Genomic DNA, 12,146 nt, shown 5'->3' on the forward strand with positions numbered 1-12,146 from the left:
CCGTGATCCGCGCCCGTTACGCCGCCGCCCTGGCCACCATGGCCGTCACCGCCCTCGCGGTCACCGCGAGCCCCGCCTCCGCCGCCCCCGGTGACACGGTCACCAGCTGCTCCAGCTCGCTCACGCCGGGAGGCTGGGTGGACGTCCAGTGGTGGAACAGCGGCGGATGCGGATCCGGCTTCACACCCAACACCAAGAGGATCATGGACCTCCAGGGCTACCCCGTCGGCACCCAGGTCAACGCCTGCGCCTCCACCTGGCCGCCCGCGGGCTGGACCATCACCAGCACCTACTACTCCAGCGGCTGCCGATACTCCGCCGTCCCCAGCCTCAGCCCCAACACCTGGACGCTGAAGCGCACTTCGTAGAGCACCCGCCGGCCGCCGCCTCCTGCTCAGGTCGCAGTCGCGGCGGCCGGAAATCATCATCAGGGAGCACCATCGGAACCCGTCGCCCGACCAGGATGGCGGTCATGGCACACGACATCGCACCCCTCGTCCAGCAGACCGCCGACCGGCTGGCCGGGAAGCAGGTCGGCGCGGTGGTGGCCGCGGTGACACCCGGCACCGTCGAGATCCGCGGCGCCGGCCGCACCGCCGCGGGCGGCGGGAGCACGCCCGGCCCCGACACCCTCTTCGAGATCGGTTCGGTCACCAAGACCTTCACCGCGCTGGCCCTGGCCCGCATGGCCCGCGCCGGCACGGCCGGCCTGGACGAACCGCTCGCCGACCTGCTGCCCACGACGGCGTCCGTCCCCTCCCGGGACGGCCGGCAGATCACCCTCCAGCACCTGGCCACGCACACCTCGGGCCTGCCCCGTCTCCCCAAGGGCATGCTGCCCACGCTGCTCCTCCGCCCGACGCATCCCGACCCGTACGCGCACTGCACGGCCGACGCCCTCCTCTCCGGGCTGGCCCGCACCCGGCTCGGGGCCGTACCGGGAGAGCGGTTCCGCTACTCCAACCTCGGCGCCGGCCTGCTGGGCCTCGCCCTCGCCCGCCGCGCCGGAACGGAGTACGAGGCCCTCGTCACCCGGGAGATCTGCGCCCCGCTGGGCATGACCGACACCGTCGTCACGGTGGACCCCGCCCGCGCGGAACGTTCCGCGCAGGGACACAGCCGCCGAGGCCGCCCCCGCACCCCCTGGAACCTCGCCGACCTGGCCGGAGCAGGCGCCCTGCGCTCCACGGCCACCGACCTGGTCGCCTACGCGCGGGCGCAGCTGGACATCGGCCCCGTCCCGCCAGATCTCGCCGAGGCGATCCGCACGAGCCGAGAGGTGCGGCACCGCACCAGCCCGTTCGCCTGGGTCCACCTCGGCTGGACGGCCCACCGCCTCCACCCCCGGCAGGGATCACACCTGCAGATCTGGCACAACGGAGGCACCGGGGGCTTCTGCTCCTTCATGGGCTTCGACCCGGAGAAGGGAATCGCCGTCATCGCCCTCGGCAACACCCAGCACCCCGTGGACCGGCCGGCCTTCGACCTCCTGCGCACCCTGCAGACCGAGCACGCCGTCCCGGGCTGACCGTCCCGGGGTGTGCACGGGACGGACGCTCACACCGTCCCGGGCACCCCGGCAGCCGCACCACGCCGGTTGAAGGGCAGCCGCCCGAGTGCGAGCGCCATCCCGCAGGTGTCGGTCAGCGCCGAGAAGACCAGACCGCCCCCGACCGCAGCCGACAGCAGCGAGAACCCCGGGTGGAGGACCAGCCCCAGCACCACTCCCAGCAGCACGAGCGCGCCCGCCGTGAAGCGGACCTGGCGCTCCATCGCCCAGACCGCCCGGCCCCGCCCGCCGTCCGGATACCCCAGGCCGTGCCCGGCGGCCGCCCAGGCCACCGTGCCGCCCGCCAGGCTCGACGCGGCGACGCCACGCGAGGCCAGGGCCGTCACCGCCTGCCGGGACCGGGCTCCGGAGGCGCACACGAGGAGCAGCGGCCCGCCCCCGGAGGCCTCCCGCAGTCCGGGCACGCTCCGGGTGAGCCGGTCGAGCGGCACGTTCACCGCGCCCGGCAGATGGCCCGAGGCGAACTCGGCCGGCGTCCGGACGTCGACGACCGTCAGCTCACCGAGCCGCGCACGCGCCTGGCCGACGTCGAGGGAGGGGGCAACGCTCATGGCGGACCTGGTCCTTGCGGTGGGGGAGGGGGAGAGAGACGGCCGGAAGGGCCCTGCCCGGGATGCTAGGCCCGGGCCCGGCCGTCCGGGCCGAACACCGCCACCCCGCCACACGACCGCCATGCTCCGGAAACAACCCCGCCGCCCGGGGGACCCGCGTCACCAGGTGACGTACAGCGCCTCCGGAGAACGGTGGATCAGCGTGGGCAGCATCCGCGGCGGTGGCCGGTCCCGGTCGAGCCGCAAGCCCGGCAGGCGCTCCGTCAGCAGCTCCAGGGTCAGCCGGAGCTGCTCGCGGGCGAGCCGGGACCCGGGACACCCGTGCGGCCCGTACCCGAAGGCGATGTGCCGCCGGTCCACGGGCCGGGTGATGTCGAACTCCCCGGGCCGCTCGTGCCGCTCACCGTCACGGTTGGCCGCGCCGTACGCCACCAGGACCGCGGCCCCCGCCGGCAGGTCCGTCCCGGCGAGGGTCACCGGCCGCGTCGTGATCCTGCGGAACGCCTGGATCGCGGTGTCGTGGCGGGCCGCCTCCTCCACCGCCGCCGGGATCAGCGCGGGTTCGGCGCAGAGCATCCGCCACTGCCGCCGGTCCTCCTCACCCAGCAGGTGCATCAGGGCCGTGCCGATCAGGGCGCCGGTCGTCAGGAACCCGGCGATGAGCAGGTTCTGCAGACTCGTCACCAGCTCGTGGCGCTGCTCGAGGGTCAGCTCGCCGCCTCCGGGCGCGAGGGCGGCCACCAACTGCGAGCACATGTCCTCCCGGGGCCGCGCCCGGCGCTCCCGCACATACCCGTCGAGCAGGTGCTGCAACGCCACGACGTCCTCCGCGGCAGCCACCTGCTCCGCCGCCGGGAGCGGCCGGAAGAGCAGCTCCTCGGCCCGGTAGCCGCCGTGCACCGCCGCCGGCACGTCCGCGGGGTCCAGCCCGATCAGCCGGCCGACGACCAGCCCCGGCAGCCGACGCGCGTAGTCCGCCACCAGCTCGGCCGACCCTCCGGCGGCAAAACCCTCCACCAGCTCCCGGGCGACCCGCCGCGCGTACGGGACCAGCGCCGCCACCCGGCCCGCGGACATCCCCCGGTTCAGCGGGGCCCGGTGCCGCCGGTGCGCGGCGCCGTCGGAGGACACCACCGTGGGCCGGGGCCCGAACCCCCGCGGCAGGACGCCGAGCGCCGCTTCGGACAACGCCACGTCCGGCAGCAGGGAATTGGCCGAGGAGAACTCCTCCGCGCGCAGCAGCACCTCCCGCACGTCACGGTCGCGCGCCACCAGCCAGGCATCGCACTCCGGCACGTACGTCAGCCCCTCCGACCGGCGCGCACGCTCGTAGAGCGGATACGGGTCGCGGTACCACGCGTCACGCCGCGCCTGGACCTCATCCGATGCCACCGCAGCCTCCGCACCCCGCCACTCGGCCGGTGCCATCGCCCCGGCCGCCCGCCGGTCATCCTGCCCGACCCCGCGCGGCCCCGGAAGGGCGCCCGACCGGCGGGCGCGCCCCGTTCAGCGCGGCTCCGGGCCGCCGGGGGAGCGGTGGGCCCGCCAGTCGGCAAGACCGCCTGCGCCCAGCAGGTCGACCTCGGTGGTGAGCCCGTCGCGGTGCGGGACACTCAGCTCCCGGCGGGCGATACGGGCGACGATCGGGGGGAAGAGCGGGCGCAGGGGCTGGCACCAGCGCAGCCAGGGCGGCGCGTAGACGGCCGCCGAGCGGTGCGCGATCCCGTCGGCCAGCCAGCCGGCCACCTCCTCCGGTGGCCGCACCCGCCGGGCGAAGCCCGGCTGGTGGCGGCGCAGGGCACGCAGCACCGGAAGGTCGTCGACCCCGCTGGTCATGTCGGTGCCGGTCCAGTGGACGTACGCGATGCCGACGGCCACCCCGTCGGGCTCCACCTCGCTGCGCAACGCCAGGGCGAAGGACTCCACGCCGGCCTTGGAGGCGCAGTAGGCGCTCATCATCGGGGCCGAACCGAGGGCGGCGGTCGAGGCGACCTGGAGGAAGTAGCCGCGCGTACGGGTGAGCTGGGGGAGGAACGCCCGGGCGGTGTTGGCGGAACCGGTGAGGTTGACGTCCACGACCCGCTGCCACAGGTCGGCCGGAGTGTGCGCGAAGGGGCCGCCCACGGCGATGCCCGCGTTGGCGACCACGGCGGAGGCCGGTCCCAGGACGTCCTCCACCTGCCGGGCCGCGTCTTCCAGGGCGGCGGCGTCGGTGACGTCGGCTTCGATGCACAGGCTCCGGTTCGGCAGGGTCCTCGCCGTTGCGCGCAGCGAGGCCTCCTCGCGGCCCAGCAGGGCCACGACCATCCCGGCCTCGGACAGGTTCCGGGTCAGGGCCGCACCGATTCCCCGTGCGGCGCCGGTCACGACCGCGACCCGGCCGCGCGGTGGTCTGCGGCGGCCGCGCCGGCCGCCCGTGGTGACGCTGGGCATTCGCCGCTCCTTGCTGGTGGGTCCGGATTGCGGGCATGCGGGGTCGATTCTTTGCTGTGCGGGTGCGGGGCCGGTGAGGGGTGTCTCCTCGGCTCGCGCGTGCGGCGGGGTTCGTCCTGTGCGGGGTGGTCGCGCCCTCGTCCTGCGGGGGACACCCCTCCCCGTCCCCGCACCGACAGCACAACCGGACGTCGTACGGCCAGGGGGTCGGTCCGGTGGTGTCGAAGCACGGGCCGTGGGGTGGGGACGCGGTGGAGTGTCCCCGCAGGACGAGCGCGCGACCCAGGCCGCCTCAGGCCGACCCACCCGCACGCGCCGAGCCGAGGAGACACTCCACCGGGGCCGCACCCCACACCCCCACCACCGACACCCGCACCGAAACCCGGCCCCACCGGCAGAACACCGACCCGGCGAAGCCAGACCCATCCCGCCGACGCCCAGCGCGCAGCAAGGGGCGTCCGCCGGAATCGTGGCCCGGTGCGGACGCCCCGTGCGTCCCGGGGTGGTCGGGTCAGTTGCCGATGCCGGCGGTGCCCACGCCCGAGTTGCCGATGCCGGCGGCGCCGAGCCCGGAGTTGGCGAGGCCGGCGGTCCCGATGCCGGAGTTGAGGACACCCGCGTTGCCGATGCCCGTGTTCAGGATGCCCGCGTTGCCGATGCTCCAGTTGGCGATGCCGTGGTCGCCCACGCCGGAGTTCCCGATGCCCGAAGAACCGACACCGTCCGCGGACGCCGCGGCGGACCCACCCAGGACCAGGACCGCGGCGGCGCCCAGCGTTGCCGTGAATCGGAGAAGACGGCTGCTCATTGCATTCCTCCTGCTGTTGGAACGGATCGCCCCATCTCTAACATTCGGAGGATTCACGACCCGGGCACTGCCGCCCCGCGGTGCCCGTGTCGCTCCGGGTGGCGTACACGCGACACCCGGACAGGTCGCGGGGAACGCAAAAGCCGGGGGCCGACAGCTCTGCGGCTGTCGGCCCCCGGCTTTTCGGCGATCCGGGAGTCAGAGGCGGTGGGGGCCTTCGTAATAGCCGCCGATCCGCCCGTGGAATTCGATGGCGCCCAGGTGTTTCTCGCGGTCGAATTCGGGAGCGTTCCTGATCTGCTCCTTCGTCCGGTCCACGTGTATCTTCCGCTCGCCGGGGTCGATCTGGATGACCGTGCCGGCGGGCAGCAGGACCTCCTTGCCGAAGATCCAGGGACCGGTGTCGATCACGAGGTAGGAGGAACCCACCTCGTCGGAATGCTCGTCCACCGCGCCGATCGAGCCGTCGACCGCCTCGACCGTGTAGCCCGTCAGATCCTCGCCGCCCACACGGCCGGACGTTTCGCGGTAGCCCCACACGTCCTTCATCACGAGAAAACCACTCCTTCGGTCAGCGTTGGTGTCGAGCGGCCGCTACCAGCGGTACCACCGACCGCTCGAACCCTTGGGGCGGGCGACGAAGCCCACGAGCCAGAGCACGAGGACGGCGAGTGCCACCCACCACAGGACCTTCATGGCGAATCCCGCACCGAAAAGGATCAGGGCGAGAAGGAGAACGAGAAGCAGGGGAACCATAGTTATCAACCTCCGTGGCTTCGAGTGCCCCGCGCGTCCGGTGGCATGCACGCGAAGTTCGGAGGTTCTTCGGCGGATCCGACGGGCATCCGACCGGGTCGGCCCGCGCGGGCCGCGGGCCGGGATTCACCGTGTGTCCGGCGGCTCGTCGAGAGCGGCGAGGCCCCGGCTCCAGCGCTCCCGGCGCTCGGCCGGGGTCTGCTCCCACCACGGGGTGCCGCGCTCTCCGAGCGCCACCTTCGCGGTGTGGACGCGGGCCCGGGCGGCACGCTCGGCGCCGGCGTCCCGGGCGCGGAGGGCGGCGGCGACCGCACGTCGGGCCGCCATCAGGTGGGTGCGCAGCCGGGCACCTTCCGCCTCGGGGATCCGCGGATCGGTCGCCCGCCAGCGGCGGCCCCCGATGACGACGTGATGGCCGTCCGGCGTGGTGGCGGGGCGGGGCTTCGGCGTCACGGCGGGCACGCGCCCGTTTCCGCTCGCTCCATGGCGGGCCCCTCTCGTACCGTCCGGACGGCGGGAGGCGGCGTCGGGCGACGCCCGCTCCGGCCCGCCCGCCCGGAGACGGTCGGCGCTGTGCGCCTGCCCGGGCCCCGAGGGCGGAAACCGGCGGGCCCCGGAGCGTTCGGCGGGCCGGGTGTCCGGGGCCCGTGACACCCGGCCGGGGGAGGGGTCAGGCGTCGGTGCGGACCGCCGCGAGGGCGTTCCTGACCTCCTGCACCACGCGGGCCGCGTCGGCCGCGTCGTGCACCACGTCCGTGCTGTTCATGTCGATCACGAGGACCTCGCTGGCCGAGTAGTGCTTGTGCACCCAGTCGTCGTAGCCGGCCCACAGCGTCCGGTAGTAGTCGATCAGGCTCTCGTCCTGCTCGAAGTCCCGGCCCCGCAGTCCGATGCGGTGCAGCACCGTCTCGAAGTCGGCCTTCAGGTAGACCATGAGGTCGGGCGCCTTGCGGTACGGCAGGCCGTCGATCTCGCGCATCATCTCGTTCAGCAGGCCCTCGTACACCTGCATCTCGAGGGAGCTGATCCGGCCCAGGTCGTGGTTGACCTTGGCGAAGTACCAGTCCTCGTAGATGGAGCGGTCGAGGACGTTGTCACCCTGCTTGTAGGCCTCCTTGATCGACGCGAAACGCGTCTGCAGGAAGTACAGCTGGAGCAGGAAGGGATAGCGTCTGGCCTGGATCTCCTCGGGGCTCGCGGTGTAGAAGAGCGGAAGGATCGGGTTGTCGTCCACGCTCTCGTAGAAGACCTGGCTGCCCAGTTCCTTGGCGAGCAGCTCCGCCACGCTCGTCTTGCCGATTCCGATCATGCCGCCGACGCAGATCACTGGCATACCTCACTTCTCCCTGGTGGTCTTCTGTTCGCGGGCGTGTGGGCGGGGCAGCCCACACCCCGGGGGCGCGCGCCGGCAGCGCACGCTCCTTCGGGAGCTTCATGATCAGCCTCATGCGGTCCTCGTCGGGACCGGAACCCGTGACACGGGCCGCTCTCGTCGACCGGCCCGCCGGCCCCTCCGCGGCGGCCGCACACGGCGACGCGCCACGGCCCCGCGGCCGGCTTGAATCTTAGATGACGAACTGCGGCCCGCTTTCCCCGTCGAGCCCACTCCGGGGCGGGCAGGGCCGGCACCGCCCGCCCCGGCGTGGGCTCGACGGGTCGGACACGTGTTCAAGATCCGTTAGGGTGCTCGGTACGTCCGGGCCGAGTGCACGCCCGCACGGGGATCAGGCGGGAACCGGGGGGACCGGCAGTGAGTACGGCCAGAGCGCGCGCCAACGAGGACGAGGCGGGCTTCTCCGCCACGGTGAACGCCTTCTTCGACACCCTCATGGGAGACGCCCGACCCGGGCAGGACGAGCGCCCCGACGACCGCCTCATCGCCGGGATGCAGCGGGCCAGGACACTGCTGGGCCTCGCCGCCGCCGTATGGCTCGTCCTGGCATACCCGCTGACCGCGGGCCGGCAGGACTTCATCCTCGGCAAGCTCTTCGAGCTCGCCGTCTCCTGCGTCATCCTCCTGACGGCCAGCACCATCGGCATCGTCACCTTCCTCGCCGCGGGCACCCCCGACCGGCGACGGGACTTCACCAGGCGCCTGCTGGGCCCCTTCGCCTCCCTGCTCGCGCTCGCCCTCGGGCCCACCGTGTTCTGGCTGTCCTTCAAGGGGCTCAAGGGCGAACTCCTCGACGGCAGCGACACCACGGGCTTCTTCGCCGCGATCGTCGGCCGGGGCGTCCTGTCCGCCCTGCTCGGCCTCCTGGCCCTCGCGATCTGCTGGCTGCTGGCCTTCGCCCTGTTCCTGGCGTCGATCCCGTACACCCTCGTCGTGGCCTACGCCTGCATCGCGACCTGCTTCCGCGCCTCCGACGTCCACCAGCTGCTCCCGGCGCTGCTCTCGCCGTTCCTGATGTGGTCGCTGTTCGTCTTCCAGACCGTCAACGGCCCCGACATCGCCGCGCCGCCCGAGGTGCTCTACACCTTCCTGCTCGGCGGCCCCCTCACCGTGACCGCGCTCTCGGTCTGGGAGGTACGGCGCCTGCGCAGCCGCTGGGGGATCACCCTGCGCGGCGCACTCGGCCGCTGACCCCGCCCCACCGGGCCGGCCGCGCACCGTGCTCGGGGCGTCCGGCAGAACGAACGTCCAACCGAAGAGGGGGACTTGGGATGGACGCGGAACTGGTGGCGCTGACCTCGTCGGCGGCGACCACGGTGGTCGGGCTGCTGGCGACGGACGCCTGGGAGCAGACCAAGCTGGCCGTCGCCCGCCTCTGGGGGCTCAGCCGTCCCGAGCAGGCGGAGACGGTCGAGGCGGAACTGGTCGAGACGCGCGCCGAACTCCTGGCGTTCCGCCGGGGGACGGTGACGAGGCGGGCGAGGAGGACCTGACCGCCGCATGGCGTGCGCGCCTGCGCCGCCTCCTGGCAGCCGACCCCGCACTCGAACGCGACCTGCGGGAACTCCTCGCCGAACTGGCCCCGCCGACCGCCGCGCCCCGCCCCGCCTCCCGGATCGACATGCGCGCCACCGCCGCGGACGAAGCCCGGATCTACATGTCCGGGGGCGACATGCACATCACCGGTCAGTGACCTCCTCCGAGGGCGAGCGGGAAGGCGCGCCGGAGGTGCGGATGGAGGCGTACGCCTCCGACTCCGGACCGATCTACCTGGCCGCCGGGAGCCAGCACGTCGCCGGCCGCGACCTGCACCTGCACTACTGGGACGGCACCCACCGGGTGGACCGCACCCGGCCGGGGACCGGCACGGGCGACGACTGCCCCTACCCCCGCCTGAGCGCCTTCGGAGTCGAACAGGCGGCCTGGTACTTCGGCCGGGACCCGCTGCGCGCCCGCCTCACCGCCCGGCTCGACGCCTGCCTGCGGGAAGGCGGCGCGCTCGCCGTCGTGGCGCCCTCCGGCGCGGGCAAGTCCTCCCTGCTGCGGGCCGGCCTGGTGCCCGACCTCGCCGCGGGCGCGTTACCGGGCTCGCGGCGCTGGCCCAGCCTGGTGTTCACCCCGACCGCCGACCCGATGCGGGCCCTGGCCACGCACCTGGCCGCCCTCACCGACGGCGACCCCGAGCAGACGGCGGCGGACCTGCGCTCCGCACCGGACGAGGTGGCCGCCCGCCTCAGGACCGCACTCGCCGCCCGCCGGGCCGGCCGCCTGGTCGTGGTGGTCGACCAGGCGGAAGAACTCTTCACCCTGGTCGCCGACGCGGAGGTACGACGCCGGTTCACCACCGCGCTCGACCGGCTGGCCCGCGCCGGCGGACCCGCCCTCGTCGTCTACGGCCTGCGGGCCGACTTCTACGCCCGCTGCGCCGACCTCGGGCCCCTGCGCACCGCGCTGGAGCAGCGACAGGTCCTCGTCGGCCCCATGACCGGGACCCAGCTGCGCGAAGCCGTCCTGTTCCCCGCCCGGGCCGTCGGCCTGGAGGTGGAGGACGGCCTCGTCGAACTGCTGCTGGCCGACCTCGCGGTCCCCGCCGGCGGCGACGGAGACCACGACGCCGGCCTGCTCCCGCACCTGGCCCACGCCCTGCGGCTGACCTGGCAGCGCCGCCACGGAAACCGGATGAGCGTGGACGACGCTCCACGCATCGGGGCTGCCCTACCAGGACACCTGTGCGCGATGAGCTCCCGTCCGCGCCCCGCGGGGTTTGAGAGCGCCGGATGCGAGCAGAAGCGCGTCACGACCAATCCGGTGCCACGACGAGGAGGTCACCATGTCGGGTGAGCAGAAGGCCAAGGCGCACGTCGAACAGGCCAAGGGGAAGGCCAAGGAAACGGTCGGCCGGGCCGTCGGCAACGAGCGGATGACCGCCGAGGGCAGGGCGGAGCAGGCCAAGGGCGATGCACGCCAGGCCAAGGAGAAGATGAAGGACATGTTCCGTCGCTAACGGATTCTCCTGCACGCACCACGCCCCGCGCGGGCGCCGGACCGTCCCCGGTCCGGCGCCCGCGCGCCCGTGTCCCCTGTGCGCGGACCGCTCAGGGGGCGGCGTCGCCCCGCTCCCGCTCCACGCGGAGCAGTTCCGGCAGGTCGGCCAGCCGGTCCAGGCCCCGGACCGGCTGCGCGGTCCGGGCATTGTGCAGCAGGCGCTCCCGATGCCGGTGCAGGAAGGACCAGTACCCGGTGGTGAAGGGGCAGGCGTCCGCCCCACTGCGCGAACCGGGACGGTAGCGGCAGGGCCCGCACAGGTCGCTCATCCGGTCGATGTAGGCCCCGCCGGAGGTGTACGGCTTGGTCGTCATCCGGCCGCCGTCCGCGTACTGCGACATCCCGACCACGTTGGGCAGCATGACCCAGTCGTAGCCGTCGACGAACGACCGGTGGAACCAGTCCGTGAGCGCCGCGGGGTCCCAGCCCCGCTGGAGCGCGTAACTGCCCAGCACCATCAGCCGTGGGATGTGGTGGGTCCACCCGGTGTCCGCGACCTGGCGCAGCGCGGTCGACAGACAGCGGGCCGTCACGGCGTCCGCGTCCAGCTCCGTCCACCACCGCGGCAGCGGGCGGGTGGCCCCCAGGACGTTGGACGTCCGGTACTCCTCACCGAAGTGCCAGTACAGATGCCACACGTACTCGCGCCAGCCGGCGATCTGCCGTACGAAGCCCTCGACGGAGTTCAGGGGCGCGGCGCCGGACCGCCAGGCCGCCTCGGCGCGCTCCACGCACTCGGCCGGATCGAGCAGGCCCAGGTTGAGGGACGAGGACAGCAGACTGTGGCTGAGCACCGGGTCGGCCGCCAGCATCGCGTCCTCGTGCGCCCCGAACCCGGCGAGCCGGTGCTCCACGAACCGCCGCAGCGCCGCGAGCGCCTCGCGCCGGTCGGCCGGGAAGAGCCGCGGTCCGTCCCGGCCGACGAACGAGACCTCGCCCGACCGCTCCCAGTGGTCGAGGTCCTCGCGGACACCGGCGTCGATGTCGTCCTCGTGGGGCTGGTACGGGGCGGGCGCCCCCAGGGTCCTCGCGCCGCGCGGCGGTGGTTCGCGGTTGTCGTGGTCGAGGTTCCACTTCCCTCCGGCGGGTCCGTCCCCGTCCATCAGGATTTGGAGCCGCCCGCGCACGTGGCGGTAGAAGTTCTCGAGCCGGAGACCGCCGTCGCGATGCCCGGCCGCCCACGCCGCGAAGTCCTCCCGGCCGAGCAGGAATCCGCGGGCCGGCAGGACGGTGACGTTGCCGAGGGAGTTCACCAGTGCCGCCGCCGCCCGCGAGGTCGGGTGGTGCACGGTCACGGGGGAGTCGCCGACGGCCTGCCGCAGGCCCTCGCGGTAGGTGTCGGCCCGCACGTGGACGACGCGGTCCCCCAGCTCGGCCGCCCGATGGCGCATCGCCGAGAGCAGCAGGTGGGCCTTGGCCCGGTGGAAGCGGCGCCTGCGGAACACCGCCCGCGACTCGATCATCACCACGGGGGCGTCGCGCGGCACGCCGCCTTCGCCCGGGGCGGTGAAGGCCGGGCCCAGCTGATCGCCGAAGAGCCAGTGCGCGCGCGTCATGCAGCCGCCGTTCCTGCGGTGTTCCGGGAGGGAC

15 protein-coding genes are annotated in these 12,146 nt (G+C 73.8%); 6 read left to right on the forward strand and 9 right to left on the reverse strand.

The window, feature by feature from the left end; all coding sequences use genetic code 11:
• The first annotated feature begins 2 nt into the window (after positions 1-2).
• The gene (locus tag ACPU2J_RS34840) at positions 3-368 is read left to right on the forward strand and encodes a hypothetical protein (RefSeq protein ID WP_361606576.1); all 366 of its coding nucleotides are present in this window, start codon (positions 3-5) and stop codon (positions 366-368) included.
• 104 nt (positions 369-472) lie between these two features.
• Positions 473-1,528, forward strand: a complete 1,056-nt coding sequence (locus ACPU2J_RS34845) for a serine hydrolase domain-containing protein (protein ID WP_423834868.1) — start codon at positions 473-475, stop codon at positions 1,526-1,528.
• A 29-nt stretch (positions 1,529-1,557) separates the two neighbouring features.
• On the opposite strand, the gene ACPU2J_RS34850 is transcribed toward ACPU2J_RS34845, so the two are convergent.
• The 8 genes from ACPU2J_RS34850 to ACPU2J_RS34885 all read right to left on the reverse strand — a co-directional run bounded on the left by ACPU2J_RS34850 (position 1,558) and on the right by ACPU2J_RS34885 (position 7,451).
• The gene (locus ACPU2J_RS34850) at positions 1,558-2,121 is read right to left on the reverse strand and encodes a rhodanese-like domain-containing protein (RefSeq protein WP_420078082.1); all 564 of its coding nucleotides are present in this window, start codon (positions 2,119-2,121) and stop codon (positions 1,558-1,560) included.
• A gap of 159 nt (positions 2,122-2,280) precedes the next feature.
• Complete coding sequence (locus ACPU2J_RS34855; protein ID WP_423834869.1) at positions 2,281-3,513, reverse strand: cytochrome P450; 1,233 nt, start codon at positions 3,511-3,513, stop codon at positions 2,281-2,283.
• Positions 3,514-3,627: 114 nt separating this feature from the next.
• A complete protein-coding gene (locus ACPU2J_RS34860; protein WP_423834870.1) occupies positions 3,628-4,554 on the reverse strand; it encodes an SDR family oxidoreductase in 927 nt (308 codons plus the stop codon).
• Positions 4,555-5,065: 511 nt separating this feature from the next.
• The gene (locus ACPU2J_RS34865) at positions 5,066-5,362 is read right to left on the reverse strand and encodes a hypothetical protein (protein ID WP_423834871.1); all 297 of its coding nucleotides are present in this window, start codon (positions 5,360-5,362) and stop codon (positions 5,066-5,068) included.
• 198 nt (positions 5,363-5,560) lie between these two features.
• Positions 5,561-5,911: a PRC-barrel domain-containing protein gene (locus ACPU2J_RS34870; protein WP_423835043.1), complete on the reverse strand. Its 351-nt coding sequence runs from the start codon at positions 5,909-5,911 to the stop codon at positions 5,561-5,563.
• 45 nt (positions 5,912-5,956) lie between these two features.
• Positions 5,957-6,118, reverse strand: a complete 162-nt coding sequence (locus ACPU2J_RS34875; protein ID WP_361605867.1) for a hydrophobic protein — start codon at positions 6,116-6,118, stop codon at positions 5,957-5,959.
• Between the two features lie 126 nt (positions 6,119-6,244).
• Positions 6,245-6,571: a hypothetical protein gene (locus tag ACPU2J_RS34880; protein ID WP_423835044.1), complete on the reverse strand. Its 327-nt coding sequence runs from the start codon at positions 6,569-6,571 to the stop codon at positions 6,245-6,247.
• A 217-nt stretch (positions 6,572-6,788) separates the two neighbouring features.
• Positions 6,789-7,451: a deoxynucleoside kinase gene (locus ACPU2J_RS34885; RefSeq protein ID WP_420078078.1), complete on the reverse strand. Its 663-nt coding sequence runs from the start codon at positions 7,449-7,451 to the stop codon at positions 6,789-6,791.
• A 417-nt stretch (positions 7,452-7,868) separates the two neighbouring features.
• On the opposite strand from ACPU2J_RS34885, the gene ACPU2J_RS34890 reads away from it, so the two are divergent.
• The 4 genes from ACPU2J_RS34890 to ACPU2J_RS34905 all read left to right on the forward strand — a co-directional run bounded on the left by ACPU2J_RS34890 (position 7,869) and on the right by ACPU2J_RS34905 (position 10,515).
• A complete protein-coding gene (locus ACPU2J_RS34890) occupies positions 7,869-8,702 on the forward strand; it encodes a hypothetical protein (RefSeq protein WP_420078077.1) in 834 nt (277 codons plus the stop codon).
• A gap of 80 nt (positions 8,703-8,782) precedes the next feature.
• Positions 8,783-9,004: a hypothetical protein gene (locus ACPU2J_RS34895; protein WP_423834872.1), complete on the forward strand. Its 222-nt coding sequence runs from the start codon at positions 8,783-8,785 to the stop codon at positions 9,002-9,004.
• A 196-nt stretch (positions 9,005-9,200) separates the two neighbouring features.
• The gene (locus tag ACPU2J_RS34900) at positions 9,201-10,352 is read left to right on the forward strand and encodes a hypothetical protein (protein WP_423834873.1); all 1,152 of its coding nucleotides are present in this window, start codon (positions 9,201-9,203) and stop codon (positions 10,350-10,352) included.
• Positions 10,342-10,515, forward strand: a complete 174-nt coding sequence (locus tag ACPU2J_RS34905; protein ID WP_361605849.1) for a CsbD family protein — start codon at positions 10,342-10,344, stop codon at positions 10,513-10,515. The genes ACPU2J_RS34900 and ACPU2J_RS34905 overlap by 11 nt, the downstream gene beginning before the upstream one ends.
• Positions 10,516-10,606: 91 nt before the next feature.
• Here the strand turns inward: ACPU2J_RS34905 and ACPU2J_RS34910 are convergent, their stop codons facing one another.
• On the reverse strand, positions 10,607-12,112 hold the full coding sequence (locus ACPU2J_RS34910) for a cryptochrome/photolyase family protein (protein WP_423834874.1): 1,506 nt from the start codon (positions 12,110-12,112) through the stop codon (positions 10,607-10,609).
• Between the last annotated feature and the right edge of the window lie 34 nt (positions 12,113-12,146).

The sequence above is a fragment of the Streptomyces manipurensis genome (genome assembly GCF_049570255.1).
Taxonomy (GTDB): domain Bacteria; phylum Actinomycetota; class Actinomycetes; order Streptomycetales; family Streptomycetaceae; genus Streptomyces; species Streptomyces manipurensis.

Bases quoted from the DNA above. Each gene is read 5' to 3' on its own strand.
- ACPU2J_RS34885 (WP_420078078.1), bottom strand. From the start codon at position 7,451: ATGCCAGTGATCTGCGTCGGCGGCATGATCGGAATCGGCAAGACGAGC.
- ACPU2J_RS34910 (WP_423834874.1), bottom strand. From the start codon at position 12,112: ATGACGCGCGCGCACTGGCTCTTCGGCGATCAGCTGGGCCCGGCCTTC.
- ACPU2J_RS34875 (WP_361605867.1), bottom strand. From the start codon at position 6,118: ATGGTTCCCCTGCTTCTCGTTCTCCTTCTCGCCCTGATCCTTTTCGGT.
- ACPU2J_RS34850 (WP_420078082.1), bottom strand. From the start codon at position 2,121: ATGAGCGTTGCCCCCTCCCTCGACGTCGGCCAGGCGCGTGCGCGGCTC.
- ACPU2J_RS34905 (WP_361605849.1), top strand. From the start codon at position 10,342: ATGTCGGGTGAGCAGAAGGCCAAGGCGCACGTCGAACAGGCCAAGGGG.
- ACPU2J_RS34860 (WP_423834870.1), bottom strand. From the start codon at position 4,554: ATGCCCAGCGTCACCACGGGCGGCCGGCGCGGCCGCCGCAGACCACCG.
- ACPU2J_RS34895 (WP_423834872.1), top strand. From the start codon at position 8,783: ATGGACGCGGAACTGGTGGCGCTGACCTCGTCGGCGGCGACCACGGTG.
- ACPU2J_RS34845 (WP_423834868.1), top strand. From the start codon at position 473: ATGGCACACGACATCGCACCCCTCGTCCAGCAGACCGCCGACCGGCTG.
- ACPU2J_RS34870 (WP_423835043.1), bottom strand. From the start codon at position 5,911: ATGAAGGACGTGTGGGGCTACCGCGAAACGTCCGGCCGTGTGGGCGGC.
- ACPU2J_RS34865 (WP_423834871.1), bottom strand. From the start codon at position 5,362: ATGAGCAGCCGTCTTCTCCGATTCACGGCAACGCTGGGCGCCGCCGCG.